The organism is Streptomyces sp. NPDC023838 (genome assembly GCF_040639555.1).
Taxonomy (GTDB): domain Bacteria; phylum Actinomycetota; class Actinomycetes; order Streptomycetales; family Streptomycetaceae; genus Streptomyces.
The window spans coordinates 160,869-187,157 of the sequence record NZ_JBFAAD010000014.1 but is presented as its reverse complement, the minus strand read 5'-3'; the positions used below and the strand labels follow the sequence as shown (position 1 = coordinate 187,157).

Sequence of the window (26,289 nt, the reverse complement as noted above, 5' to 3'; positions counted from 1 at the left end):
GGCGGGGCACTCACGATGGCGCGCTCATGATGGCGCGCTCATGACGGCTGCGGCGACGACGCCGTGTCGCTCGGGGTGCCCGGCGGCGTGGACGGGTCCGTCGGGGTCGGCGTGGGCGAAGTGGGCGTGGGCGACGGGCTGGTCGGCGTCGGGGACGCGGGCGGCGTCGTCGGGGTCGTCGGCGGGGTCGGGTCCGGGGAGGACGGGGTGCCGGGGTCGGGCGAGGCGGGCGGGATGGCCCGCGTCCCCTGCCCGGTCCCGGTGATCCTGACGACCGCGCCCGAGGGCCGCACGCCCACCTGGGCCGACCACGGGCCGCGCGGTTCGCGCGCGTGGTTGACCGACACGTATAGGGATACGCTTCCGCCCGCCTCCAGCGTCCCGCCCGTACTGCTGAAGACGAGCCAGGGCGCGTTCGTCCCCAGCGACCAGCGCACCGGGGCGTCGCCCCTCGCGGTGAGCGTGAGGACCGTGACGCCGCCCTGCGAACGGGCCGAGACGGTGAGCTCGCCGGGGCTCGTCGGGCTGGCGGAACCGGGGCTGACGACCTCCACGGAGACGTCGGCGGGGGCGCGGCTGCCCGCCCGGACGCGGGGGTCGGGGTCGTTGCGGGCGTTGCCCGCGTTCTGGTAGCGCTCGTACGGGAGCCCCTCGGCGCCGGCGCTGTCGGCCTCGCTGGCGGTGATCTTGGCGCCGTCGTGCGACTCGCCGGTCGCGGGGGCGCCGCGGTAGGCGGCCCAGAGCGCGAAGGCGGGCGCGGCCACGACGGTGGCCACCACGGTGGTCGTCACGGCACGCGCGCGGAGCCGGTCGCGGCGGGCGGCGCGGTCCTTGGGGTCCATGGGGAAGCCGGAGCGGTCGAAGCGGGGTGCGCCGCCGCGGGTCCTGGGCACGTGGAGCATCGCCGCGTACGCGGCCGCGCGCGGCGCCTCGGCCAGCGGGAGCGCGGCCGGGGTGACCGAGGAGCCCGGCCAGGGCCCGGCGGCCCCGGCGCGCTCGGCGGCGCGGCGGCAGAGCGGGCAGTCGTCGACGTGCCGGACCAGCTCGCGGCGCAGGGGCGCCGAGAGCAGCACCTGGTGGTCGCCGGTGAGCCGGGCCACCGACGGGCAGCCGCCGGTCTCGACGACGGCGAGCGCGGCCCGGGTCCGCTCGACCTCGCAGGCGCCCGCCGCGAGCAGCTCGCGGGCGGCCGGGTAGCTCATCCCGAGGACGGAGGCGACCTCGCGCGGGCCCAGCTGGTGGCGGACGGCGAGCTCCAGGGCCTCGCGCTGCTCGGGGGTGGTGCCGGCCGCCTCCGGCCAGGCGAGCAGAGCCAGTTCGCGGTGGCGCCGCTCGGCCTCCTCGGGCGCGAGAGCGGCGGTCTGCTCGCACGTCTGCGGGCGGCCGGTGTGGGCGCCCTTGCGGGCGCGTTTGCGCTCGGCGAGCTTGCGCAGACAGGACCAGCGGGCCAGCGCGTACAGCCAGGCCCTGCGCTCGGCCTCGGTGTCGGGGCAGCGCGCGTGCTGCCGCTCGGAGACGGCGAGGACGTCACCGAGGACGTGGACGGCCTCGTCGTGGTCGCAGAGCACGGACAGGCAGTACGTGAACAGGCCGTCGAGATACGCCTCGTAGCGCGCCGGCGGGCGCTGGGTCAACGTCCGGGGCGCGTGGCGCTGCGCCCGGTGCGCGCCGGTGGTGTGCGTGGAGTGATCCAGACCGATGCTCTTCACCCGGCGAAGGTAGGCGCAGGGTCCCGGGTCCTTCGCGCCGCTTGAGCACATTTACTCCTTACGGGTGAAGGTATCCCTCAAAAGGGGACAGGAACCCGGCCCTCCATCGCGGAAGCTTGCCTTCCCCGGCGCGGAACGTTGCCTTCCCCCTTGTGGGGGAACGGCCTTCAGCCGTGGATATGCCACCGGCCAGACCCCGAGGATGCGCCGCCCCGACGGCGCTGTCAGTGGCCGCCGCTACGGTGACGTCATGGCTACCCGTACGAAATCCGCGAAGGACCGGCCGTCCTACCGCTGCACCGAATGCGGCTGGACGACCGCCAAGTGGCTCGGCCGCTGCCCCGAGTGCCAGGCGTGGGGGACGGTCGAGGAGTACGGCGCGCCCGCGGTGCGGACCACGGCGGCGGGCCGGGTCTCGACCGCCGCGCTGCCGATCGGGCAGGTGGACGCCCGCCAGGCCACCGCGCGCTCGACCGGCGTCGCCGAGCTGGACCGCGTGCTGGGCGGCGGGCTCGTCCCGGGCGCGGTGGTGCTGCTCGCGGGCGAGCCGGGGGTCGGCAAGTCCACGCTGCTGCTCGACGTCGCCGCCAAGGCGGCCCACGAGGCGCATCCCACCCTCTATGTGACGGGCGAGGAGTCGGCGAGCCAGGTCCGGCTGCGCGCCGACCGGATCAACGCGCTCAACGACCACCTGTATCTGGCGGCCGAGACCGACCTCTCGGCGGTGCTCGGCCATCTGGACGCGGTCAAGCCGTCCCTGCTCGTCCTCGACTCCGTACAGACCGTGGCCTCTCCGGAGATCGACGGGGCGCCGGGCGGCATGGCCCAGGTGCGCGAGGTGGCGGGCGCGCTGATCCGCGCCTCCAAGGAGCGCGGGATGGCGACGCTCCTGGTCGGCCATGTGACCAAGGACGGAGCGATCGCGGGCCCCCGTCTCCTCGAACACCTCGTGGACGTGGTCCTGTCCTTCGAGGGCGACCGCCACGCGCGCCTGCGCCTGGTGCGCGGCGTGAAGAACCGGTACGGGGCGACGGACGAGGTCGGCTGCTTCGAGCTGCACGACGAGGGGATCACGGGCCTGACCGACCCGTCGGGCCTCTTCCTCACCCGGCGGGACGAGCCGGTGCCGGGCACCTGTCTGACGGTGACCCTGGAGGGCCGCAGGCCCCTGGTGGCCGAGGTCCAGGCGCTCACCGTCGACTCCCAGATCCCCTCCCCGCGCCGCACCACGTCCGGCCTGGAGACCTCCCGGGTCTCGATGATGCTGGCGGTCCTGGAGCAGCGCGGGCGGATCACGGCGCTGGGCAAGCGCGACATCTACAGTGCGACGGTCGGCGGCGTGAAGCTCTCCGAGCCCGCGGCGGACCTGGCGATCGCCCTCGCGCTGGCGTCGGCGGCGAGCGACACCCCACTGCCGAAGAACCTGGTGGCGATCGGTGAGGTGGGGCTCGCGGGCGAGGTCAGACGGGTCACCGGGGTCCAGCGCCGGCTCGCCGAGGCCCACCGCCTGGGCTTCACGCACGCGCTGGTGCCGTCCGACCCGGGGAAGGTCCCGGCCGGTATGAAGGTCACGGAAGTCGCCGACATGGGGGACGCGCTGCGGGTGCTGCCGCGCGGGCGTCGCGCCGAGGCCCCACGGGGCGAGGAGGAGCGCCGGTAGACTTTGCCGTCGAACGTCTGCGACCGGAGGAGTGCAGTGGCAGCCAACGACCGGGCAGCGGGATCCGGCAAGTCCGGCACAGGCTCCGGCAATGAAGCGCTGATGCGCGCGGCGCTGAGCGCCGTCGCGCCCGGCACCGCACTCCGTGACGGCCTGGAGCGCATCCTCCGGGGCAACACGGGCGGCCTGATCGTCCTCGGCCTCGACAAGACGGTCGACTCCATGTGTACGGGCGGTTTCGTCCTGGACGTGGAGTTCGCCGCGACGCGGCTGCGCGAGCTGTGCAAGCTGGACGGCGCGCTGGTCCTGGACAAGGACATCACCAAGATCCACCGGGCCGGGGTGCAGCTGGTCCCGGACGCGGACATCCCCACGGAGGAGACCGGCACCCGCCACCGCACGGCGGACCGGGTCTCCAAGCAGTGCAACTTCCCGGTCGTCTCGGTCTCCCAGTCCATGCGCCTGATCGCGCTGTACGTGAACGGGGAGCGCCGGGTCCTGGAGGAGTCGGCGGCGATCCTGTCGCGCGCGAACCAGGCGCTGGCGACGCTGGAGCGCTACAAGCTCCGCCTGGACGAGGTGGCGGGCACGCTCTCCGCGCTGGAGATCGAGGACCTGGTGACGGTCCGGGACGTCACGGCGGTGGCCCAGCGCCTGGAGATGGTGAGACGTATCGCCACGGAGATCGCCGAGTACGTGGTGGAGCTGGGCACGGACGGCCGACTGCTCTCGCTCCAGCTGGACGAGCTGATCGCGGGCGTCGAGCCCGAGCGGGAGCTGGTGGTCCGGGACTACGTGCCGGAGCCCACGGCCAAGCGCTCCCGCACGGTCCCTGAGGCCCTGACGGAGCTGAACGAGCTCACCCACGCGGAGCTGCTCGAACTCCCCATAGTGGCGCGGGCGCTGGGCTACAGCGGCTCCCCCGAGACGTTGGACTCCGCGGTCTCCCCCCGCGGCTACCGCCTCCTGGCCAAGGTCCCCCGCCTCCCCGGCGCGATCATCGAGCGCCTGGTGGAACACTTCGGCGGCCTCCAGAAACTGCTGGCCGCGTCGGTGGACGACCTCCAGACGGTGGACGGCGTGGGCGAGGCGCGTGCGCGCAGCGTCCGCGAGGGGCTGTCGCGGTTGGCGGAGTCGTCGATCCTGGAGCGGTACGTGTAGCTCCGCTGGGGTGTGGTGACTCGGCTGCGGGTCGCCTGTGGCTGCTCGCGCCCGCGCGGCGGAGCCGCACATGCCACAGCCCCACGCCCCTTTATGGGCCCGGTGTTTGTCTGCGGACCGTGGTGGGTCGCTCGCGCCCGCGCTGCGGAGCCGCACATGCCACAGCCCCGCGCCCCTTAAATGCCGCTCCGCGGCATCCTCGGGACGCCCCGCAGGGGCGCATGTAGGGGCGCGGGGAACTGCGCGACCAGCCACAGCCGGCCCGCAGACCAACGGAAACCGGGGGCGGAGCCCCGAAGTGGGGTGCAGGGGCCGCAGGCCCCGCCGGGGATCCGGGGGCGCGGCCCCGTGAGCGGGGTGCAGGGGCCGCAGGCCCCGCCCGGGGGGCCGGGGGGCGTAGCCCCGTCAGTGGGGTGCTGGGACCGCAGGCCGGGGGCCGCAGCCCCTCGGGGGATCAGTCCTTCGTCAGCGAGAACGGGGCCCGGGCCACCGGCAGCCCCGGCGCCTGGAGCTCGAAGAGGTACGTGCCCGGATCCGGCGCCCCCGGCGGCGGCGTCGCACACCGCGCCGCACTGCGCGTGCGGTCCCACGCCACCACGCGCGTGACCGTCGAGTCCCCGGGCACCTGGAACAGCACGCTCGCCGCCCCACCCGGGCAGTCGTCCGACGCCCACACCTTGCCGTCACCGGAGTCCGTCACCACGAGCACCGCGCCCTTGGGCCCGAGATCCGCCTTGCAGGTGGAGGACGCCGTGTTCTGGACGGAGATCTCGACCCGCGGCTTCTCCCCGGGCGCGTACGTGTTCTTCAGGCTGCGGACCGTCAGCTTCAGCTGACCCGGCGCGCAGACCGGCAACGAGGACCCCGCCGGCACCTGCCGCGCCGTACCGCCCTCGGAGGAGCCGCCACTGACGGCGCCCGCGCCGCCTCCGGACGCCGACCCCCCGCTGTCCGCGCCCCCGTTGTCGCCCCCGCCGGACGACGACCCGGCCGTACCGCCGCCGGACGACGAGCCCGACGAACCGGCGGACGTGCCGGAGGACGCGGAGCTGCCCGGGGACACGTCGCGGCCGCCCGGCGCCGTACTGATCGCCGGCCCCGAACTGCCCGGACCGGGCGTGATCGAGGGGGCCGGGTGCGCGCCCTTGTCGTTGCCGGCGCCCCTACTGCCGCCCCCGCCACCGGAACTGACGGCCCATAGGATCACCACCACGAGCAGCGCGAGCAAGGACAGCGCGACTGCCCTCCGTCGCCAGTAGATGGAGGAGGGAAGCGGCCCGACCGGATTGCGCAGAGATCCCACGGGCGAAACTCTACGAGAGTTCCGCTCCAACTCCCGCCCCACCCGCCGCTCGCCTTCCGCAACTTTTCCGGATCATCATTCCGGAAGGCGATGTTCCATACTGTCCGTCACCATGGATAGCGATCTCTACCGCGACATCACCGACTTCGCCCACGACACGCCCTCGTGGATGCAGCACTTCGTCGAGCTCTGGACGGAGGTGGGGCTGCTCCTGTTCGGCGTGCTGTTCGTCGTCTGCTGGTGGCGGGCGCGCCGGGCCGGTTCGACGGCGATGGCGCTGGCGCTGCTCGCCCCGCTGGCGACCGCCGCCGCCTACATCTCCAGCGAGGTGATCAAGTCGCTGGTGGTCGAGGAACGCCCCTGCCGCGCGGTCAGGGGCGCCGCCGCCTCCCTGATCACCTGCCCGGCGAACGGCGACTGGTCGTTCCCCTCCAACCACGCCACCATCGCGGGCGGCGCGGCCGTCGCGCTCGCACTGGCCTGGCCGCGCATCTGGGCGCTGACCGTGCCGATGGCGCTGCTGATGGCCTTCTCACGGGTGTACGTCGGCGTGCACTATCCGCACGACGTGGCGGTGGGCCTGCTGCTCGGCACGGCCGTCGCCCTCCTCGTCTCCAAGGCCGGTACGCGCCCGGTGCGCTCGCTCGTCGAGTCGATGCGCGCCAGCGGCAACGGCGCCGCGGTCTGGCTGACCGGGCCGGGCGCGCCGCTGCACGCCCGCCGCTGAACGGCCCGCCGTACCGCCCGCACCCCCGTTCCGTGCCAGGATCGGGGGTGCCATGACGACGATGCCGACGACCGACCACGACACGGTCTCCCCCGACGCTCTCCACACCCCCGTCCTCGGGTGGTTCGACCAGCACGCGCGCGACCTGCCCTGGCGCCGCCCCGAAGCCGGTGCCTGGGGAGTGATGGTCAGCGAGTTCATGCTCCAGCAGACGCCCGTGAACCGCGTGCTCCCGGTGTACGAGCAGTGGCTGGCCCGCTGGCCGCGCCCGGCCGACCTGGCCGCCGACGCGCCGGGCGAGGCCGTGCGCGCCTGGGGCCGGCTCGGCTACCCGCGCCGCGCGCTGCGGCTGCACGGGGCCGCGGTGGCGATAACGGAACGGCACGGCGGCGACGTGCCGCGCGACCACGGACAGCTGCTCGCGCTGCCCGGCATCGGCGAGTACACGGCCGCCGCGGTCGCCTCCTTCGCGTACGGGCAGCGGCACGCGGTCCTGGACACCAACGTGCGCCGCGTCTTCGCGCGGGCCGTCACCGGTGTCCAGTACCCGCCGACCGCCACCACCGCCGCCGAACGGCACCTCGCCCGCGCGCTGCTGCCCGACGACGAGGCCCGCGCGGCCCGCTGGGCGGCCGCCTCGATGGAGCTGGGCGCGCTGGTGTGCACCGCCAGGAACGAGGACTGCGGGCGGTGCCCGATCGCCGCGCGCTGCGCCTGGCACCTGGCCGGGAAGCCCGCGCACGACGGGCCGCCGCGCCGGGGCCAGACGTACGCCGGGACCGACCGCCAGGTGCGCGGCAAGCTGCTCGCGGTCCTGCGGGAGGCGATCGATCCCGTACCGCAGTCCGCGCTGGACGCGGTGTGGCACGAGCCGGTGCAGCGGGCCCGTGCGCTGGACGGGCTGGTCGCGGACGGACTGGTGGAGCCGCTCGCGGGCGGGCTGTACCGGCTGCCGCTGAGCTGACCCCGGCCGACTGTCACAAACGGCCCCCTGTCACAAACGGCCCACGGTGACAAACGGCCGGCCGTCACCGGTGGCGGACTGCCACAAGGGGGCGAACACCCGGTCCAGTGACGCCTGTTGACCGGGCCGCGCCTCTTTCGGATAGCTCTCCGTCACCGGCGGATCACGCCACTACCCCGTGAAAACACGGGTCAAACCTCCGCTGTTACACAACCGATGGCTCACCGTGCGCCTCCCGACGGCTGCTCCGCACAGGCCCGTGACAACGGCTCCGTAGCTTCAGTCAGGCAAGTGGGACAGGCAGGAAAGTCACGGGGACGGAGGCGGTTGGGTATGGCGCACGGCGAGGTGCTCGAGTTCGAAGAGTACGTACGCACCCGGCAGGAGGCCCTGCTGCGCAGCGCCCGGCGGCTCGTTCCGGACCCGGTCGACGCGCAGGACCTGCTGCAGACCGCCCTGGCGCGTACGTACGGCCGCTGGGACGGCATCGCCGACAAGACGCTCGCCGACGCGTACCTGCGCCGCGTGATGATCAACACGCGGACCGAGTGGTGGCGCGCCCGCAAGCTCGAAGAGGTGCCCACCGAGCAGCTGCCGGACGCGCGCATCGAGGACGGCTCCGAGCAGCGCGCCGACCGCGCCCTGCTGATGGACGTACTGAAAGTCCTGGCACCCAAGCAGCGCAGCGTCGTGGTGCTGCGACACTGGGAGCAGATGAGCACGGAGGAGACCGCCGCGGCCCTCGGGATGTCGGCGGGTACCGTCAAGAGCACGCTGCACCGGGCGCTGGCCCGGCTCCGGCAGGAGCTGGAGAGCCGCGAGCTTGACTTCCACGCTCTCGGCAACGCTGATGGACGTGGCGGCCGGGTGGGCCGTCAGGCCGACCGCCGGGCCGGCCGCAACGAACGCGACGAAAAGGGGCGGGAGCGGTGCGCGGCCTAGGCAGAGGCAGAGGGGGCGTACTGGCGGCGGGAACCACGGCGATGGCCGGGCTCGCCGCCTTCGGCCTGCTCACGGCGGGATGCTCGACGGGCGGCACCGGGACGCGTGACGAGGGCGAGGCGCACACCGACAAGGTCGCCGGCCGTGCCTCCGCGACGCCGACCGCGACGGCCGAGGCACCCTTCAAGAAGATCAACGCCGTACGGCTGCTCAAGGCGGATCCCAAGGTCAGCGAGCGCGTGAAGGCGGATCTCAAGCCCTGTGTGAAGGACGAGTACCCGATCGACGTCTCGTACGGCCACATCACCGGCGGCGGCGGCCAGGACGTCGTGGTGAACGTGATGACCTGCGGAGATGCCGTGGGGCTCGGCTCGTATGTGTATCGCGAGGACGGCTCCTCGTACAACAATGTCTTCACCTCCGAGGAGGCGCCGGTCTATGCGGAGATCGACCGGGGCGATCTGGTGGTGACCCGGCAGATGTACGCCAAGGGCGACAAGCCGGCGTTCGCCTCCAGTGAGATCGTGACGACCTACCGCTGGGCGGGTACGAAGTTCGCCAAGCACGACCAGGTGGAGAACGACTTCAGCAAGGCGGTCGGCAATGACGAGGGCACCGAGGCGCCCGTGCCGCCGTCGCCCTGACCGCCGACCCGTTACGTAAGAGCGCAAGCGCAAGCCGAGGAACTGAGAGCAGCACGATGGCCGAGACCCATGTCCTGTTCGTCGAGGACGACGACGTCATCCGTGAAGCCACCCAGCTCGCGCTGGAGCGCGACGGCTTCACCGTGACCGCCATGCCCGACGGGCTCTCCGGCCTGGAGGCCTTCCGCGCCGACCAGCCGGACATCGCGCTGCTCGACGTGATGCTGCCGGGGCTGGACGGGGTGAGCCTGTGCCGCCGTATCCGCGACGAGTCGACCGTTCCCGTGATCATGCTGTCCGCGCGCGCGGACTCGATCGACGTGGTGCTCGGCCTGGAGGCGGGCGCGGACGACTACGTGACCAAGCCGTTCGACGGAGCCGTGCTCGTCGCCCGGATCCGTGCGGTGCTGCGGCGCTTCGGGCACGCGGGCGGGTCCGGCGCGGGCGCGGCCGAGCCGGACGGCGAGTCCGAGGGCGGGGTGCTCGCCTTTGGCGACCTGGAGGTCGACACCGAGGGCATGGAGGTCCGCAAGGGCGGCGAGACGGTCGCCCTGACGCCGACCGAGATGCGGCTGCTTCTGGAGTTCTCCTCGGCCCCCGGTACCGTGCTCTCCCGCGACAAGCTCCTTGAGCGGGTGTGGGACTACGGGTGGGGCGGTGACACGCGCGTGGTGGACGTCCATGTGCAGCGGCTGCGGACGAAGATCGGGCAGGACCGGATCGAGACCGTGCGTGGCTTCGGCTACAAACTGAAGGCGTGAGGGGCGAGTGAGGCGGCCCGCCTTGCGGACGGGCGTCCGCTGGAAGATCAGTATCGCCATCACCGCGGTCGGTGCGCTGACCGTGATGGCGCTCAGCCTCGTCGTGCACAACGCGGCGCGGGTCTCGATGCTGGACAACGCGCGCGACCTGCAGCTCGACCGTGTGCTGTTCGCGCAGCGCATCTACGAGACGAGCAAGCAGACGCGGTTCGGCGCGAAGCTCAACGACCCGGCGCTGCCCGCCGATCTGAAGGCCAAGACGGACCGGGGCCACAAGGCCACGTCCGTGCAGGAGCCGAAGAACGGCGTGCCGGACATCTGGGCGGCCGTGCCGGTGGGCAACGGCGATGTCCTGTCCCTGCACAGCACGTTCACCGACCGCAGCTCGAACGTCATCTCGGATCTGGACCGGGCGCTCGTCATCGGGTCGGTCGCTGTCGTGTTCGGCGGGTGTGCGCTGGGCATCCTGATCGGCGGCCAGATCTCACGGCGGCTGCGGAAGGCCGCGGCGGCGGCGACGAAGGTGGCCGAGGGGCATACGGACGTACGCGTACGGGACGCGATCGGCGGGGTCGTGCGCGACGAGACGGACGAGCTGGCGCGGGCGGTGGACGCGCTGACGGACGCGCTGCAGGAGCGGCTGGAGGCGGAGCGCCGGGTGACGGCGGACATCGCGCACGAGTTGCGTACGCCGGTGACGGGGCTGCTCACGGCGGCCGAGCTGCTGCCGCCGGGGCGTCCCACCGAGCTCGTACGCAACCGGGCTCAGGCGATGCGGACGCTGGTGGAGGACGTGCTGGAGGTGGCCCGGCTGGACAGCGCGTCCGAGCGGGCGGAGCTCCAGGAGATCGCGCTCGGCGAGTTCGTGAGCCGGCGGGTGGCGCTGCTTGACCCGGATGTCACGGTCCGGGTGGTGCACGAGTCCTGGGTGAACACGGATCCCCGCCGCCTGGAGCGGATCCTGGGGAATCTGCTGGGGAACGCGGCGAAGCACGGGGCGGGGCCGGTGGAGGTCACGGTGGAGGGCCGCGTGGTGCGGGTCCGCGACCACGGTCCCGGGTTCCCGGAGGCCCTGCTGCGGGAGGGCCCGAGCCGCTTCCGCACCGGCAGCAGCGACCGCGCGGGCCACGGCCACGGGCTGGGCCTGACGATCGCGGCGGGCCAGGCGCGGGTACTGGGCGCGCGCCTGACGTTCCGCAACGCGGCGCCGGAGGGAGCGGGCGCGTCCGCCCCCGGCGGCGCGATCGCGGTCCTCTGGCTCCCCGAACACGCCCCGACGGCGACGGGGAGCTTCCCGGTGCTGCCGCCGCAGGGGTAGGGGGCGGGCTGGGGAAACAACCCCCGCCCACCGCGAAGGCCCCCGGGGAGACAGATCCCAGGGGCCTTCGGGCTGAGAGGGAGCGGGAGCGGGTCAGACCCGTTCGCGTACCGTCGGCGGCGCAGGCGTCTCCGCGTCGGCCGGGGCCGAGTCACCAGCCGCCTCCGCCGAAGCCGAGGCCGAGTCACCAGCCGCCTCCGCCGAAGCCGAAGCCGAGGCCGAGCCCGCGCCCTGGGCCGGGGCCGAACCCGCACCCGGCTCCGCGTCCGCGCCCTTCGGCCCGGCCCCCCGCAGCGGTACCTCCTTCACGAACAGCGAAGCCACCACCGCGCCGAGCGCGACCGCCGCCCCCAGCACGAACGCCCCGTGCGTGCCGGACGACACCGCGTGCTGGTACGCCTCCCGCAGCTGCACCGGCAGCTTCGCCAGGCTCGCCGCGTCGAGCTGGGCGGACTGCTGGGTGACCCCGGCCCCGCCCCGCGCGCTCATCTCGTCCTGGACCCGGCTGTTGAAGAGCGCGCCCATGATGGCCACGCCGAAGGAGGAGCCGAGCGTACGGGCCAGCGTGCTCGTCGAGGAGCCGACGCCCATGTCCTTCATCTCGACGCTGTTCTGCGCCACCAGCATCGTGATCTGGAGCAGGCAGCCCATGCCCGCGCCGAGGACCGCCATGTACAGGCCGGAGGTCAGCCGCGTGGTGCCCGTGTCCATCGTGGACAGCAGGTAGAGGCCCGCCACCATGAGGATGCTACCGACGATCGGGAACGCCTTGTAGCGGCCCGTGGAAGTCGTGACGCGGCCCGCGAAGAGGGAGACGATCGTCATCGACAGGAGCATGGGGAGCAGCAGCAGACCCGAGTTCGTCGCCGAGGCGCCCTGCACCGACTGCTGGTACAGCGGAAGGAACAGCACCGCCCCGAACATCACGAACCCCGTGATGAACGCGATCGTCGCCATGAGCGAGAAGTTGCGGCTGCGGAAGATGTGCAGCGGCACGATCGGCTCCGCCGCCTTCGTCTCGACGAAGAGGAAGCCGACCAGGGACGCGACGCCCAGCGCGATCAGCTCCATGATCCGGGCCGAACCCCAGGCGTACTCCGTCCCGCCCCACGTGGTGACCAGCACGATCGCGGTGATGCCGACGGTCAGCAGCACCGTACCGAGGTAGTCGATCTTCGGCTTGGACATCTTCTTCGGGAGGTGGAGGACCGCCGTGACCATCGCGAGCGCGACCGCGCCGAGCGGCAGGTTGATGTAGAAGGACCAGCGCCAGCCGAGGTGGTCGGTGATGGAGCCGCCGACCAGCGGGCCGCCGATCATGGCGATGCCCATGACACCGGCCATCATGCCCTGGTACTTGCCCCGCTCCCGCGGCGGAATCAGCTCACCGATGATTGCCATGACCCCGACGATCAGACCGCCGGCACCCAGGCCCTGGATCGCCCGGAAGCCGATCAGCTGGCCCATGCCCTGCGCCATGCCGCTCAGCGCGGAGCCCGCCAGGAAGACGACTATGGAGGTGAGGAACGCGCCCTTGCGGCCGTACATGTCGCCGAGCTTGCCCCAGATGGGCGTGGAGGCAGCGGTGGCCAGCGTGTACGCCGTGACCACCCAGGACAGGTGGGCCATGCCGCCCAGGTCACCGACGATGGTCGGCATCGCGGTGCCGACGATCATGTTGTCGAGCATCGCGAGGAGCATCGCGATCATCAGGGCCATCAGCACCACACGGACGCTGCGCTGCTTCGGCCCCGCCTCTGGAGCCGCGGCCGCACCGGCCTCCGGCTGAGTTTGTTGTGCCATCTCTCCCACTCCCTGCCCCACACTTACTTGCCGCCCGGCTAGTTACTACTACACTGGGGAAAGTAGACCCCCTACTAGCCGGGCGTCAAGTAAGTTTTCAGGAGAGCTCGATGGCCAGAGGCAACACCCGTCAGCGCATCCAGGATGTGGCCCTGGAGCTGTTCGGCGAGCAGGGGTACGAGAAGACGTCGTTGCGCGAGATCGCGGAGCGGCTCGACGTCACCAAGGCCGCGCTCTACTACCACTTCAAAACCAAGGAAGACATCCTGGTGAGCCTCTTCGAGGACCTCACCCGGCCGATGGATGAACTTCTCGAATGGGGCAGGACGCAGCCTCAGACCTTGGAATCCAAGATCGAGGTTCTGCGACGTTACAGCGAGGCCCTGACGAGTGCCGCCCCGCTCTTCCGCTTCATGCAGGAGAACCAGGCCACCGTCCGCGAGCTGTCCATCGGCGAGAACTTCAAGGACCGTGTCCTCGCGATGGTCGAGCTGATCAAGGACCCGGGCGCGCCCCTGACCGACCAGATCCGCTGCTTCACCGCGCTCTTCTCCATGCACGTCGGCATGCACGCCCTCAAGGACCTCGAAGGCGACCCCGAGGAGAAGCGCAAGGCCATCCTCGAAGTCGCCATCGATCTTGTCACTCAGGCCCACAGCGGCCAGTGACCCCCCGGTGGAGCGACCGTCAGACCGTGACGCCCGCCGTGCGCAGGAACGCGACCGGGTTCACCGCCGAGCCGTAGTTCGCCGTCGTACGGATCTCGAAGTGCAGGTGCGGGCCGCTGGAGTTGCCGGTGTTGCCGGAGAGCGCGATCCGCTGGTCGGTGGAGATCTTCTGCCCGATGTGGACGTCGATCCGCGACAGGTGCGCGTACTGCGAGTACGTGCTGTCGGCGTGCCGGATCACGATCGCGTTGCCGTACGCCGGGCCGTCGCCGCCGCCGTTGGGGCCGGCCTTGACCACGGTGCCCGCGTGCACGGCCTTGACCGGGGTGCCGACCGGCACCGCGAAGTCCTGGCCGGAGTGCTTGTGCGCCCACATCGAACCGCCGGTGCCGAAGGTCGCGCTGAGCTTGTACGAGTCCACGGGGTCCACCCACGACACGGCCTTCTTGGCCGCCGCGTTCTTGGCTGCCGCCTTGGCCTGCGTCGCCGCCTTGGCCTGCGCGTCGGCCTGCGCCGCGATGGAAGCGGCCGCACCGGCCAGGCCCGGGGCCCCCGCCTTGTCGGCCGCGACGGCCGTCCCGGCACCCAGCAGGGCCGTCACTCCCAGGCCCGCGCCCACGGCGGCGGCGCAGAGACGGAGGACGGTCGGGCGGTGGGTACGGGAAGCGTGGCGCTGGGACATGCGGGGACATCCTCCGGATGGACGACAGGGACGAGACGGCAGGGCCCGACAGGGGGGCCATGCAGGGGGCCATGCAGGGGGCCATGCAGGAGCAGGGCAGGAACAGGGCAGGAACAGGGCAGGAACAGGGCAGGAACAGGCCCGGCACACGAGCCGCGCGCCGGGCTGCATCCCTTGGTAACCCGCACCCCCACCTCGTGACAAACCGCCCATCTACTAACGAAAGACGTAACGATCAGCGGCGGAATTCGGCCAGTGCTTGGCTCATGGGCTGCTATCCGTCGTAGTAGGGCCGCTGCCCCCTGTGCGCCTTGTCACCGGGCGCGCCTGTCCGGCAGGACCCAAGTCCGGCCTTTTCGGGACCAAGGTCCCTCCCCAGGGCTACGCTGACGCGTCGTGGAAACCGGACTTCTCGCCGTCAAAGTCGCGTCCGCCGTCGTCACCCCACTGATCCGCAGGCTGTTCACCGCCGAGCCCGCAGGCGCCGGCCTGGCCGACCGCCCGGTCCGGATCTCGTCGTACGTCTCCTTCCGGGGCGAGAAGCGCACGCTCGGGCAGGCGGATCTGCGCGCCCTCACCGCCAAGCTGGTCAGGGCCGCCCTGCGGTCCGGCGAACGGCCGGTCCCGGCCGACGAGGAGCGGGCCGTGGCCGACGCGCTCGCCCGGACCCTGTACGCCCTGGGCGACCTCACCCTCAGCGACGCCCAGGCGGTCGCCCTGGGCCACCACGAACTCGCCCGCGAGCTGCGCCGCGCGGGCGACCACCCCGAACGCCACCTCTCCGCCGACGCCACCCACTTCTACGAGCGCCTGCTCGACACCACCTGTCTGCACGTCCTGAACTTCTTCACCCAGCGCTCCACCTTCGTGCCCGCCACGCTGGTCGAGCAGAGCCGACGGCAGAGCGAACTCATCGCGCGCGTTGATGAGCTGATCGCGCGTACGCCGAGGCCCGGCGCGGAGGACGGAGCGTTCGAGGCCCGTTATCTCGCGCATCTCGCCAAGAAGCACGGCAAGTTGACGATCTACGGGATCGATCTCGCCAACTCGCCGCGCAAGTGGCCGCTGGACGCCGCCTATCTGCGGCTGGAGGTGGTGGGGCGCGCGGCCCCCGGGCCATGGCGCCCGCGCGACGAGGGCGCGCCGGTGCCGGGCGCCGCGCTCGACATAGCCCCCGTAAGCCCCGGCGAGGACTTCGCCCCCCGCCCCGCCGACCGCGTACTCGCCGAGCACGAGCGCGTACTGCTGCGCGGCGAGGCCGGTTCCGGCAAGACCACGCTCGTCCAGTGGCTCGCCCTGTCCGCCGCGCGCGACGACCTCGACCACGAGGCCGCGTACCTCTACGACCGCGTTCCGTACGTCCTGCCGCTGCGCACCCTCACCCGCCACGGCGCCCGGCTGCCCGCGCCCAAGGACTTCCTGGCCGCCGTCGGCTCCCCGCTGGCGGGCGAGCAGCCGCCGGGCTGGGAGGCCAGGGTCCTGGAGGACGGGCGCGGTCTGCTCCTGGTCGACGGCATCGACGAGATCCCCGACTCCGAACGCGCCCACGCCCGCGCCTGGCTGAGCGACCTGGTCGACGCCTATCCCGGCAACCGCTGGCTGGTCACCTCGCGCCCCTCGGCGGTCGGCGAGGACTGGCTCGGCGACGAGGACTTCACCGAGCTCACGCTCTGCCCGATGAGGCCGGCGGACGTGGCGGCGTTCGTCCGGCGCTGGCACACGGCGGCGCGCACCGGTCCGGACGACGACCCCGAGCTCACCGCGTACGAGAGCCAGCTCCTCGAAGCCGTGCGGGCCAAGCCGGACCTGGGCCGGCTGGCCACCAACCCGCTGATGTGCGGCCTGATCTGCGCCCTCCACCGCGACCGGCGCGGCTTCCTGCCGTACGGCCGCAAGGACCTGTACGACGCGGCGCTCTCCATGCTGCTGATCCGCCGCGACCGCGAGCGCGACATGCGGGTGCCCGAGCGCCGTCAGGAGCCGCAGATCCAGCTGCTCCAGCAGCTCGCGTATTGGCTGATCCGCAACGGCCGCACCGAGATGGACCGCACCCGCGCCGAGACGGTCATCGCGGAGCTGCTCCCCTCCGTACCGGAGCTGGCCGAGATCGGCGACGCGCGGGCCGTCTTCGAGCACTTCCTGCACCGCAGCGGCCTGCTGCGCGAACCGGCCCCCGGCACCGTCGACTTCATCCACCGCACCTTCCAGGACTACCTGGGCGCGCGGGCGGCCGTCGAGGCCGGCGACCTCGGCCTCCTCGTCGCCCACTCCGCCGACGACCAGTGGGAGGACGTCATCCGCATGGCCGTCGCCCACGCGCGCCCGCGCGAGCGCGTGGAGCTGTTCGGGGAGCTGCTGAAGTACGGCGACTCGCATGCCGATCCGGACGTACGGACGCGGGTCCATCTGCTCGCCGCGACCTGCCTGGAACACGCGGCCGAACTCGCCTCGGACGTACGGGCGGAGGTCGAGCGGCGGACGGCCGCGCTGATCCCGCCACGCGACCTGACGGACGCGCGGGCGCTGGCGGCGGCGGGGCCGATGCTGCTGGATCTGCTGCCGGGGCCCGAGGGGCTGGACGCCGCCACGGCCGTACTGGTGGTCACCGCCGCCTCGCATGTCGAGTCGGAGCGAGCCATCGCGTTCCTGGCCCGCTTCGTCCGCCACCCCTCACGCCAGGTGAGGGCGCAGCTCGTCTGGTCCTGGGGCCGGTTCGACACCCAGCAGTACGCGGACGAGGTCGTCGCCAGGGTCGACCCCGAGGACATCCTCTTCACGGTCACCTCCGACGAGCAGCTGCGCGCGCTGCGGGCACTCGGCACCCGGCCGCAGCTGGAGGTGCGCGGCGACGTCTCGGCGGAGGCTCTGCGGACGTACGCGGCCGAGGCCTCGCTCACCCGGGTGCGGCTCCTGTTGAACTCCGCCCTGGAGGACCTGTCGTTCCTGGCGGGTCCGCATCCGCTCACGGACCTGAGCGTGGAAGGCTGCGGACGGCTGACGGACCTCTCGGCTCTGCGTGACAAGCCGCTGACGAGCCTTTCGCTGCGCTGGATCGGCAACGCGGACCTGAGCCCCCTCAGGACGCTGCGCCACCTCCGCTCGTTCGTCCTGCACGGCGGCCTGCCGACCTGGTCACCGGACTCCCTCCCGACGGACGCACCGCTGGAGACGCTCGACGTCAGCGGGGTGACGGCGACCGGCTTTCGCGGCCTGGCCGACCGCACCACGGCCGTGACCGGTCTCCACCTCGGCCTGTTGAGCAGCCCCGATGGCGCCGAGGAGTGGATGGACGTGGCCCGTATCCCCCGGCTGCGCACCTTGCAAGTGACGGGCGCATCCCTGGCCGCCGCTCCCACCGGGCTCGCCCTGCCGTCCGTGTTCCAGCTCTCTTTGACGGACGACCTGACGCACCACGACCTGTCGACGACCGCCCTCGCCCGGCTCGCGGAGGTCTTCCCGCGCCTGCACGTCCTGAACCTCCAGGACCGCCGGAGGGAGTCCGACGTGAGTCAGCTCGCGGCCCCGCCGACGCTCCTCCAGATCCATGTCCCCCCCGGCCGCCCGGTGATCGGAATGGACCGACTCCCGCACGGCGTCGAGGTGTTCTGCGGCGGGGAGAGGGTGTCGTGAGCGCCCTACAGCACTCCCGCCATGTCGTGGCCGTCTTCGGCGCGATGCAGGGCACGGGCGTACTGATCGGCCCCGGGCTTGTGTTGACCTGCGCGCATCTCGGCCTCGACGAGGTGTCGAGGGTCGCGCTGCCGGGCCTGCACGGCGAGGACATCTGCCATCTGGTGTGGCAGGACACGGACCTCGATGTCGCGCTGCTGCGGTGCGGGCCGGAGTGGCGGTTCTCCCAGTTCGCCAGTGCGCGGCTCGGCGTGGTCGCCTCCCAGCGGCCGCTCCCGCACTGCGAGATCATCGGGTTCCCGGACGTTCAGCGGTACGACGGCTTCCGGCTGGACCTCGACCAGTTCACCGGGACCGTCCTGCCCGTCGCGGGCAGCCTGCGCCGGACGCTGACCTTCGAGTTCGACCGCCCGCCCGCGAGCGAGCGGCACGACGGCAGCTCCCCGCTCGCCGGGCTCTCCGGCGCGCCCGTGTTCTTGGGCGACAGGGTGGTCGGGCTGGTCAGCAAGGTGCCCCCCGGGCGCGGGCACCGGCGCGTGGAGTGCGTGCCGGTGGCCGCCCTCGCCGCGAACCGGGAGTTCATCAGGTGGTGCGCCGAGTACGACGCGCCCGTGACACCGCGGCCCGAGGTGACCGGCGAATACGCGGACGATGTCGCGTACGAGGAGGAGTACGCCAACGCCCTGCGCGCCCAGTACCGCCGTATCCGGATCTTCGGGCTCGACGAGCTGAACCGGCACGACGCGGAGTGGGACCTGGACACGGCGTACCTCAGTCTGGAGGCGCAGCCGAAGGGGCCTGGGACGCCGGGCCTTCCCGACGCCGGGGCGCCCCAGCGCATCGACGCGCTGCTCACCTCCCGCCCGCGCGTCCTGCTGCGGGGCGAGGCGGGCGCGGGCAAGACGACCCTGGTGTGGTGGCTGGCCGCGCACGCGGCGGCGGGCACGCTCGGGCCCCAACTGGCCGATCTGAACGGTCTGGTGCCGTTCGTGGTGCCGCTGCGCACCCTGCGCGCCCAGGGCGGCGCGTACCCGCTGCCCGGCCAGCTCCCGTACGCCGCACGCCTGGTGGTCGACGAGGTGCCCGACGGCTGGGCGACGCGGGTCCTGAAGACCGGGCGGGCGATGCTGCTCGTGGACGGGCTCGACGAGGTCCCGCAGGACGACCGCGAGGAGGCCCACCGCTGGCTCTCCGGCCTTCTGGAGCGCTATCCGAGGGTGCGGTGCGTGGTGACCGTACGCCCGCTCGCGGTGGAGCCGGGGTGGCTGCGGCGCGCGGAGTTCGAGGAGCTGCGGCTGCTGCCGATGCGGGACGAGGACATCCAGGCGTTCGTGGCCGCCTGGCACCGGGCGGCCCGGCTGGACAGCGACCCGGACGAGCCGCTGGACGAGCTGGAGCGGGACCTCGCCCACCAGTTCCGCACCAACGCGACGCTGGCCGCCCTCGCCCGTACGCCCCTGCTCTGCGCGGTCATCTGCGCCCTGCACCGCCTGCGCCAGGGCTTCCTGCCGAAGACCCGCTGGGACCTGTACCAGTCGGCCCTGCGCATGCTCCTCGGCAACCGCGACGAGCGCCGCAAGGTGGGCGAGCCGGAGCGGATCACCCTCACGGTGGAGGAGGCCACGCAGTTCCTCCAGCGGATCGCGGTGTGGCTGGTGCGGGAGGGGCAGACGGAGTTCACGTCGCACCACGCCGAGCTCCAGATCCTGCGGGCCCTGCCGGGCATGCCGCGCGTACGGGAACAGGGCCCTCCGGAGGCGGTCCTGCGCCACCTCCTCAACCGCAGCGGGCTGCTCCAGGAACGCGGCAGCGACGTCTACCAGTTCACGCACCGCACGTTCCAGGACTTCCTGGCGGCGAAGGAGCTGGTCGAGGACGACCACATCAAGGAGTTGGTCCAGCACGCCACGGAGGAACAGTGGCAGGACGTGATTCTGCTGGCGGCGGGGCATTGCGGGCGGAGTCAACTGCCGCTGTTGGTCAACGGGTTACTGAAGGCGAAGGGGAAACTCGCCGACGAAGTCCACGTACTGGCCGCGCTGTGTGCCCAGCACGCGGCGTGGCTCGACGAGCAGACCACTGAACGAGTCAAGCGGAGCATTGCCGCCTTGTTGCCGCCGACGCGTCCTTCCATGGTCTCTTTGCTGGCCCGTCTCGGACCGCCGCTGCTCGCGGAGTTGCCCACGCCGGATGACATCGGGGAACAGACGTCGACGATTCCCTTTGTCGCCCAGCTGATCAGCGGCATCGGCGGGGCCGAGGCCATCCCTTACGCACGGGCTTGGGCCACCCGCAGCCAGGTGGCCGCACGCAATTTCGCGGGCGCATGGGATTGCTACCCCACGACTGCGTACGCGCGCGAAGTGCTCTCGCAGATTCCCTGGGAAAGCGTCGCGGTGGGCGTCACGTCGAAAGAGCAGTTGGCGGAGCTTCGCGGGATCCCTGCTGCCCAAGAGGTGGTCATCATGGGGGACTTCACGACCGAGGAGCTCGCGGGCGCCCTGGACAACCTGCCTCTGCGCTCCGCGAGCGTGTGCTCCAACAGGGCCATGTCGAGCCTTTCCTGCCTCCGCGGCGTCCATGGACTCCGGCGGCTCTTTCTTGCCGACTGCCCCCGCCTGGAGGACTTCTCCTCCCTTGCCGAGCTCACTCAGCTCGATTACCTCCGTCTCGACGGGGTGAGAGCCGCCGACTTGGCAGCGATTCCGCCCCATACCGGAGTAGCGCACTTGTCCCTGAGCGCGCTGGGCGACCCGACCGGTCTGGAGGAGTGGCGGGGCCTCTCGCGGTTGTCGGTGGGCGGTACATCGGACCTGCTCGGCCTCCTCGCCCAGGTGATCAGAATGCCGAGGCTCGACACCTTGGGCCTCGAAGTCGAGTCGCCTCGGGTACTTCTCGGCGCTCCCCCTTGCCCGGCGATCCGCGGCGTCCAACTGCACGCGTTCAAGGACCTCGGCGACAGTCAGGCCCTGACCGGGCTGTTCCCCTCGCTGGAGAGGCTGGACCTCACATATGTCGCCCAGCGGCATCCGAACCGTGAAGAGCTGAAAGCCCTCCGCTCCCTCCCCGGAGTCAAGGTCACCGTGAACGGCCGGCCCCTCTGACCGTACGCACGGAAAAGGGGCTGCCCCGGCCCGTACGGACAACGCGTCCGTACGGCCGGGGCAGCCCCTCAAGGCGAGCCGCGGAGGCTACGCCTCCTTGCTCAGGTTCGGGCCGGCGCCGCCGGCCGCCTGCTCGATCGGCGGGACGTCCGGCAGCGCGGACTTCTCCTCGCCTCGGAAGGTGAACTTCTTCGCCTCGCCCTCGCCCTCCGTGTCGACGACCACGATGTGGCCCGGGCGCAGCTCGCCGAAGAGGATCTTCTCCGAGAGGATGTCCTCGATCTCGCGCTGGATGGTGCGGCGCAGCGGGCGGGCACCCATGATCGGGTCGTAGCCCTTCTTCGCCAGGAGCGACTTGGCGTCCGCGCTGAGCTCGATGCCCATGTCGCGGTCCTTCAGGCGCTCGTCCACCTTGGCGATCATGAGGTCGACGATCTGGATGATGTCTTCCTCGGTGAGCTGGTGGAAGACCACCGTGTCGTCGACACGGTTCAGGAACTCGGGGCGGAAGTGCTGCTTCAGCTCCTCGTTGACCTTGGCCTTCATGCGCTCGTAGCCGGTCTTCACATCGCCCTGGGCGGCGAAGCCCAGGTTGAAGCCCTTGGAGATGTCCCGGGTGCCGAGGTTCGTGGTCATGATGATGACCGTGTTCTTGAAGTCGACGACCCGGCCCTGGGAGTCGGTCAGGCGACCGTCCTCCAGGATCTGGAGCAGGGAATTGAAGATGTCCGGGTGGGCCTTTTCGACCTCGTCGAAGAGGACGACGGAGAACGGCTTCCGGCGGACCTTCTCGGTCAGCTGGCCGCCCTCTTCGTAACCCACGTATCCGGGCGGGGAGCCGAAGAGGCGCGAGACCGTGTGCTTCTCGCTGAACTCCGACATGTCGAGGGAGATCAGCGCGTCCTCGTCGCCGAAGAGGAATTCGGCGAGCGTCTTGGACAGCTCGGTCTTACCGACGCCGGACGGGCCGGCGAAGATGAACGAGCCACCGGGGCGCTTCGGGTCCTTCAGACCCGCACGGGTGCGCCGGATCGCCTGGGAGAGCGCCTTGATGGCGTCCTTCTGGCCGATGACGCGCTTGTGGAGCTCGTCTTCCATGCGGAGCAGCCGCGAGGACTCCTCCTCGGTGAGCTTGAAGACGGGAATGCCGGTCGCGGTCGCGAGGACCTCGGCGATGAGCTCGCCGTCGACCTCGGCGACGACGTCCATGTCGCCGGCCTTCCACTCCTTCTCGCGCTTGGCCTTCGCAGCGAGCAGCTGCTTCTCCTTGTCGCGGAGAGAGGCCGCCTTCTCGAAGTCCTGGGAGTCGATGGCCGACTCCTTGTCGCGGCGCACGCCCGCGATCTTCTCGTCGAACTCGCGGAGGTCCGGCGGCGCGGTCATCCGGCGGATGCGCATCCGGGAGCCGGCCTCGTCGATCAGGTCGATCGCCTTGTCCGGGAGGAAGCGGTCCGAGATGTACCGGTCGGCCAGCGTCGCGGCCTGGACGAGGGCCTCGTCCGTGATCGAGACGCGGTGGTGGGCCTCGTAGCGGTCGCGCAGACCCTTGAGGATCTCGATGGTGTGCGGCAGCGACGGCTCGGCGACCTGGATGGGCTGGAAGCGGCGCTCAAGGGCCGCGTCCTTCTCCAGGTGCTTGCGGTACTCGTCGAGCGTGGTGGCGCCGATGGTCTGGAGCTCACCTCGCGCCAGCATCGGCTTGAGGATGGAGGCCGCGTCGATCGCGCCCTCGGCGGCGCCCGCACCGACCAGCGTGTGCAGCTCGTCGATGAACAGGATGATGTCGCCGCGGGTGCGGATCTCCTTGAGGACCTTCTTCAGGCGCTCCTCGAAGTCACCGCGGTAGCGCGAGCCGGCGACCAGGGCACCCAGGTCAAGCGTGTAGAGGTGCTTGTCCTTGAGGGTCTCGGGGACCTCGCCCTTGACGATCGCCTGGGCCAGGCCCTCGACGACGGCGGTCTTGCCGACGCCGGGCTCGCCGATGAGCACCGGGTTGTTCTTGGTACGGCGGGACAGCACCTGCATGACCCGCTCGATCTCCTTCTCGCGCCCGATGACCGGGTCGAGCTTGGACTCACGAGCGGCCTGGGTGAGGTTCCGGCCGAACTGGTCGAGGACGAGGGAGGTCGAAGGCGTGCCCTCGGCCGGGCCGCCCGCGGTGGCGGCTTCCTTGCCCTGGTAGCCGGAGAGCAGCTGGATGACCTGCTGCCTCACCCGGTTGAGATCGGCGCCCAGCTTCACGAGGACCTGGGCGGCGACGCCCTCGCCCTCGCGGATCAGGCCGAGCAGGATGTGCTCGGTGCCGATGTAGTTGTGGCCGAGCTGGAGGGCCTCGCGGAGCGACAGCTCCAGGACCTTCTTGGCACGCGGTGTGAAGGGGATGTGACCGGACGGGGCCTGCTGGCCCTGGCCGATGATCTCCTCCACCTGCTGGCGGACCGCCTCAAGAGAAATCCCGAGGCTCTCCAGGGCCTTAGCGGCGACACCCTCACCCTCGTGGATCAGGCCCAGGAGAATGTGCTCGGTGCCGATGTAGTTGTGGTTGAGCATCCGGGCTTCTTCCTGAGCCAGGACGACAACCCGCCGCGCGCGGTCGGTGAACCTCTCGAACATCGTTAATCGCTCCTCAGAGCGGTCGGGCAGTAAGGGGTCGGTCCCCTCCCTGTCCTTCCGCATGCTAGTCCCGTGGGACGGGACAGCTCATTCCAACTGCCGACATCCGACCCGATCACCCCCGCCCAGGCGGGGAAAGTTGCTGCCGAACAGCCGACAACTGCTCCAACTCGATGGTGCGAGACGATGTTCCCGCAGGCCAAGCAGATACCCCTGTCTCCAGTACGCCGATGGCGAACGCGAGACGGCCCGGCGAGCTTCTCGCCCCTCCCCACTAGGAATGTCTTACCCGCAAGCACTGACAGTCCATGCGGCGCGCCCCGGTTCCCTCAGCTACGGGCGAACACACTTGCGCCGCCGAATGACTCCGCGCGCCCGCATGACATCAACGGAACGCAGTCATCCGGAAACTCTGCGTAACCCCGGGGCGTTTTAGGAGTTGCTCCGGACATGGCCCTCACCGTGCCCCCGCCCCGCGCCCCGCTCGGCAGCCCGCTCGCGCAGTGGTACGAGCGGGAGCTCGGCTGGGCCGTGCTGGCGGGGCCGCCCGTGCGGCTCCTGACGGGGCTGCGCTTCGACGTGCTGGACCTCCCGGCGCCCGCCGGTGCCGCCCTGCTGGGGCGGTTCGGGCGCACCGGCCCGGTCGCCCTCATGGGGCGCCGGATGCGGTTCCTGGTGGCCGCCGGCAGCGCGGAGGAGCTGCCGGGGCTGCTCGACTGGCTGGAGTGGGGCGGGGTGGACCTGGACCTGTCGGCCGTCGGCGCCGACGGCCGGATCACCGCTCCCGTACCGCCCGGCCGGAGCGTGCCGCCCGATCGGGACGGCTCGCGGGAGACCGCCGTGTGGCTGCGGCCTCCCGAGCCGGGGTGCGAGGTGGAAGCAACCCTTCCGGCTTTCACCGGATTCGCCGGATCCAGGGGCGGCGGGGGCGGTGGGGGCACCCCCGACCTCGTCCGGCTGGTGGACGCGGCGGCGACGGAATGCCACCGGGCCCGGTTGTTCCCCACGAAATCGGTAACCGGCTCCGCGCTCGCCCCGCGGGGGGCCGGCGCGAAGAGGTCGGGTAACGCGGGAACTCAGCCGTTCGCCTTCTCGTAGGCCTCACGGATATCGGCCGGGACGCGTCCGCGGTCGTTCACGTTGTAGCCCGCTTCCTTGGCCCACTTGCGGATCTGGGCGGTGTCCTGGCTGCCCGTCGCGGCACCGCGGGCCTTGCCCCGGCCACCGGCGGCGCGACCACCGGTGCGTCGGCCGCTCTTGGTGTACGGGTCGAGCAGACCCCGGAGCTTGTCCGCGTTGGCGGTGGTGAGGTCGATCTCGTAGGTCTTGCCGTCGAGAGCGAACGTCACGGTCTCGTCCGCCTCGCCGCCGTCGAGGTCATCGACAAGAAGGACCTGAACCTTCTGTGCCACCGGATTTCCTTTCATCGAAAATGCAGTACGCGGAAAGGAAACCGCTTTTGCCTGGAAAACACAAACCCCCGGCAGAGGTTCAGGTACCTTGCAGAGCGGGAAACGTACGCGATTCGGACATAGGGCTCCGTCGGGTTCCGCCGGTTCCCGCGATCACAGGTGCAGAAGCATCCGACTGTTGCCCAAGGTGTTCGGCTTCACTCGTTCGAGACCCAGGAACTCGGCGACACCCTCGTCATACGAGCGCAGCAGCTCGCTGTAGACATCAGTGTCGACCGGAGTCTCGCCGATCTCGGTGAAGCCGTGCTTCGCGAAGAAGTCCACTTCGAAGGTGAGGCAGAAAACCCTGCGGATCCCGAGCCAGCGGGCGGTCTGGAGCAGCTTCCCCAGTACCAGATGCCCCACTCCGGCGCCCTTGAACTCGCGGTCCACCGCGAGAGTGCGCACTTCGGCGAGGTCTTCCCACATCACGTGCAGAGCGCCGCAGCCGACCACCCGGGCATCCGAGTCGCGTTCCGCGACCCAGAACTCCTGGATGTCCTCGTAAAGGGTCACGGTCGCTTTGTCGAGCAGGATCCCCGCGCCGACGTACGCGTCGAGAAGGCGGCGGACCGCCGGGACATCGCTGGTCCTGGCCCGGCGGACGGTGACGGCATTTGCGGGGGCATAAGACATGACCGGACGCTATCGCCCCGCGCCGCCCCGGGGCTCATCGGGTTCTGCGGGCCCCTCGCGTTCCGCGGGCTCCGCGCCTTGTGGGCTCTGTTCCGGGGAGCCGGTCGGATCGGCCGGATCGACCGGATCCGGGTAGTCCTCGGGCGGTCCCACCATCCGTACGGCATCGCGCAGGGACTCGCGCTGCTCGGGCGACATCATGCCGAAGAAGGCGACCAGTGCAGCGGCTGGGTTGTCACTCTGCGACCACGCTTCGTTCATCAGTGCGGCCGCGTAGGCGGCCCGGGTGGAGACCGCGGTATATCGATAGGCACGGCCGTCGACTTCCCGGCGGACCCAGCCCTTCTGATGGAGATTGTCCATTACGGTCATCACGGTCGTGTACGCGATGGACCGTTCCTGCTGAAGGTCTTCCAGGACTTCCCGGACGGTGACCGGACGGTTCCACTGCCAGACGCGCGTCATGACGGCGTCTTCCAGCTCTCCCAATTGGCGAGGCACATCTGCACCATA

Annotated in this window: 20 protein-coding genes; 12 read left to right on the top strand and 8 right to left on the bottom strand. The window is 71.4% G+C overall.

All coding sequences use genetic code 11. From position 1 onward, the window contains the following. Positions 1-38: 38 nt before the first annotated feature. A complete protein-coding gene (locus AB0G17_RS19525; protein ID WP_361383792.1) occupies positions 39-1,760 on the bottom strand; it encodes a hypothetical protein in 1,722 nt (573 codons plus the stop codon). Positions 1,761-1,959: 199 nt separating this feature from the next. On the opposite strand from AB0G17_RS19525, the gene radA reads away from it, so the two are divergent. Then, positions 1,960-3,369 (top strand): DNA repair protein RadA, encoded by a 1,410-nt coding sequence (gene radA / locus AB0G17_RS19520; RefSeq protein WP_361383790.1) that lies wholly within the window; start codon positions 1,960-1,962, stop codon positions 3,367-3,369. 36 nt (positions 3,370-3,405) lie between these two features. Then, on the top strand, positions 3,406-4,530 hold the full coding sequence (disA, locus tag AB0G17_RS19515) for a DNA integrity scanning diadenylate cyclase DisA (RefSeq protein WP_361383787.1): 1,125 nt from the start codon (positions 3,406-3,408) through the stop codon (positions 4,528-4,530). A gap of 454 nt (positions 4,531-4,984) precedes the next feature. Here the strand turns inward: disA and AB0G17_RS19510 are convergent, their stop codons facing one another. Further along, positions 4,985-5,833 (bottom strand): hypothetical protein, encoded by an 849-nt coding sequence (locus AB0G17_RS19510; protein ID WP_361383784.1) that lies wholly within the window; start codon positions 5,831-5,833, stop codon positions 4,985-4,987. Positions 5,834-5,945: 112 nt separating this feature from the next. On the opposite strand from AB0G17_RS19510, the gene AB0G17_RS19505 reads away from it, so the two are divergent. The 6 genes from AB0G17_RS19505 (at position 5,946) to cseC (ending at position 11,189) form a co-directional block, all read left to right on the top strand. After that, complete coding sequence (locus tag AB0G17_RS19505; RefSeq protein WP_361383781.1) at positions 5,946-6,560, top strand: phosphatase PAP2 family protein; 615 nt, start codon at positions 5,946-5,948, stop codon at positions 6,558-6,560. Positions 6,561-6,621: 61 nt separating this feature from the next. Continuing rightward, positions 6,622-7,524 carry an A/G-specific adenine glycosylase gene (locus tag AB0G17_RS19500; protein ID WP_361383847.1) on the top strand — a complete coding sequence of 301 codons (903 nt, stop codon included), beginning with the start codon at positions 6,622-6,624 and terminating at the stop codon, positions 7,522-7,524. Between the two features lie 333 nt (positions 7,525-7,857). Then, positions 7,858-8,466: a SigE family RNA polymerase sigma factor gene (locus tag AB0G17_RS19495; RefSeq protein ID WP_361383778.1), complete on the top strand. Its 609-nt coding sequence runs from the start codon at positions 7,858-7,860 to the stop codon at positions 8,464-8,466. A gap of 41 nt (positions 8,467-8,507) precedes the next feature. After that, positions 8,508-9,110: a hypothetical protein gene (locus tag AB0G17_RS19490; protein WP_361383775.1), complete on the top strand. Its 603-nt coding sequence runs from the start codon at positions 8,508-8,510 to the stop codon at positions 9,108-9,110. A 56-nt stretch (positions 9,111-9,166) separates the two neighbouring features. Then, positions 9,167-9,871 (top strand): two-component system response regulator CseB, encoded by a 705-nt coding sequence (cseB, locus tag AB0G17_RS19485; RefSeq protein WP_361383772.1) that lies wholly within the window; start codon positions 9,167-9,169, stop codon positions 9,869-9,871. Between the two features lie 7 nt (positions 9,872-9,878). Continuing rightward, positions 9,879-11,189, top strand: coding sequence for a two-component system sensor histidine kinase CseC (gene cseC / locus AB0G17_RS19480; protein ID WP_361383769.1), 1,311 nt, complete (start codon positions 9,879-9,881; stop codon positions 11,187-11,189). 93 nt (positions 11,190-11,282) lie between these two features. Here the strand turns inward: cseC and AB0G17_RS19475 are convergent, their stop codons facing one another. Then, entirely contained in the window at positions 11,283-12,992 is a 1,710-nt protein-coding gene (locus AB0G17_RS19475) for an MDR family MFS transporter (RefSeq protein WP_361383766.1), read from the bottom strand. Positions 12,993-13,102: 110 nt separating this feature from the next. Between AB0G17_RS19475 and AB0G17_RS19470 the strand changes: the two genes are divergently transcribed. Beyond that, positions 13,103-13,660, top strand: coding sequence for a helix-turn-helix domain-containing protein (locus AB0G17_RS19470; RefSeq protein WP_361383763.1), 558 nt, complete (start codon positions 13,103-13,105; stop codon positions 13,658-13,660). A gap of 19 nt (positions 13,661-13,679) precedes the next feature. Here the strand turns inward: AB0G17_RS19470 and AB0G17_RS19465 are convergent, their stop codons facing one another. Beyond that, entirely contained in the window at positions 13,680-14,342 is a 663-nt protein-coding gene (locus AB0G17_RS19465; protein WP_361383760.1) for a M23 family metallopeptidase, read from the bottom strand. A gap of 396 nt (positions 14,343-14,738) precedes the next feature. Here AB0G17_RS19465 and AB0G17_RS19460 point away from each other — a divergent pair, with 396 nt between their 5' ends. Further along, on the top strand, positions 14,739-17,972 hold the full coding sequence (locus tag AB0G17_RS19460) for an NACHT domain-containing protein (protein WP_361383757.1): 3,234 nt from the start codon (positions 14,739-14,741) through the stop codon (positions 17,970-17,972). Further along, entirely contained in the window at positions 17,969-21,076 is a 3,108-nt protein-coding gene (locus AB0G17_RS19455; RefSeq protein WP_361383754.1) for an NACHT domain-containing protein, read from the top strand. Before AB0G17_RS19460 ends, AB0G17_RS19455 begins: the two co-directional genes overlap by 4 nt. 87 nt (positions 21,077-21,163) lie before the next feature. Here AB0G17_RS19455 and AB0G17_RS19450 read toward each other — a convergent pair whose 3' ends face one another. Beyond that, complete coding sequence (locus tag AB0G17_RS19450; protein WP_283142224.1) at positions 21,164-23,689, bottom strand: ATP-dependent Clp protease ATP-binding subunit; 2,526 nt, start codon at positions 23,687-23,689, stop codon at positions 21,164-21,166. Positions 23,690-24,139: 450 nt separating this feature from the next. Between AB0G17_RS19450 and AB0G17_RS19445 the strand changes: the two genes are divergently transcribed. Beyond that, a complete protein-coding gene (locus AB0G17_RS19445; RefSeq protein WP_361383749.1) occupies positions 24,140-24,787 on the top strand; it encodes an SCO3374 family protein in 648 nt (215 codons plus the stop codon). On the opposite strand, the gene AB0G17_RS19440 is transcribed toward AB0G17_RS19445, so the two are convergent. The 3 genes from AB0G17_RS19440 to AB0G17_RS19430 form a co-directional block, all read right to left on the bottom strand. Further along, the gene (locus AB0G17_RS19440; RefSeq protein ID WP_361383746.1) at positions 24,766-25,101 is read right to left on the bottom strand and encodes an Lsr2 family protein; all 336 of its coding nucleotides are present in this window, start codon (positions 25,099-25,101) and stop codon (positions 24,766-24,768) included. The genes AB0G17_RS19445 and AB0G17_RS19440 overlap by 22 nt on opposite strands. A gap of 153 nt (positions 25,102-25,254) precedes the next feature. After that, entirely contained in the window at positions 25,255-25,776 is a 522-nt protein-coding gene (locus AB0G17_RS19435) for an amino-acid N-acetyltransferase (RefSeq protein WP_361383743.1), read from the bottom strand. A 9-nt stretch (positions 25,777-25,785) separates the two neighbouring features. Beyond that, on the bottom strand, positions 25,786-26,277 hold the full coding sequence (locus AB0G17_RS19430) for a BlaI/MecI/CopY family transcriptional regulator (protein ID WP_361383740.1): 492 nt from the start codon (positions 26,275-26,277) through the stop codon (positions 25,786-25,788). Positions 26,278-26,289: the final 12 nt, after the last annotated feature.

What these genes read in the sequence shown, in the direction of transcription:
- AB0G17_RS19525 (WP_361383792.1), bottom strand. Translation starts at nt 1,760, where the DNA reads ATGTGCTCAAGCGGCGCGAAGGACCCGGGACCCTGCGCCTACCTTCGC.
- AB0G17_RS19500 (WP_361383847.1), top strand. Translation starts at nt 6,622, where the DNA reads ATGCCGACGACCGACCACGACACGGTCTCCCCCGACGCTCTCCACACC.
- cseB (WP_361383772.1), top strand. Translation starts at nt 9,167, where the DNA reads ATGGCCGAGACCCATGTCCTGTTCGTCGAGGACGACGACGTCATCCGT.
- AB0G17_RS19435 (WP_361383743.1), bottom strand. Translation starts at nt 25,776, where the DNA reads ATGTCTTATGCCCCCGCAAATGCCGTCACCGTCCGCCGGGCCAGGACC.
- AB0G17_RS19475 (WP_361383766.1), bottom strand. Translation starts at nt 12,992, where the DNA reads ATGGCACAACAAACTCAGCCGGAGGCCGGTGCGGCCGCGGCTCCAGAG.
- AB0G17_RS19505 (WP_361383781.1), top strand. Translation starts at nt 5,946, where the DNA reads ATGGATAGCGATCTCTACCGCGACATCACCGACTTCGCCCACGACACG.
- AB0G17_RS19470 (WP_361383763.1), top strand. Translation starts at nt 13,103, where the DNA reads ATGGCCAGAGGCAACACCCGTCAGCGCATCCAGGATGTGGCCCTGGAG.
- radA (WP_361383790.1), top strand. Translation starts at nt 1,960, where the DNA reads ATGGCTACCCGTACGAAATCCGCGAAGGACCGGCCGTCCTACCGCTGC.
- AB0G17_RS19495 (WP_361383778.1), top strand. Translation starts at nt 7,858, where the DNA reads ATGGCGCACGGCGAGGTGCTCGAGTTCGAAGAGTACGTACGCACCCGG.
- AB0G17_RS19445 (WP_361383749.1), top strand. Translation starts at nt 24,140, where the DNA reads ATGGCCCTCACCGTGCCCCCGCCCCGCGCCCCGCTCGGCAGCCCGCTC.
- AB0G17_RS19490 (WP_361383775.1), top strand. Translation starts at nt 8,508, where the DNA reads ATGGCCGGGCTCGCCGCCTTCGGCCTGCTCACGGCGGGATGCTCGACG.
- AB0G17_RS19450 (WP_283142224.1), bottom strand. Translation starts at nt 23,689, where the DNA reads ATGTTCGAGAGGTTCACCGACCGCGCGCGGCGGGTTGTCGTCCTGGCT.
- AB0G17_RS19465 (WP_361383760.1), bottom strand. Translation starts at nt 14,342, where the DNA reads ATGTCCCAGCGCCACGCTTCCCGTACCCACCGCCCGACCGTCCTCCGT.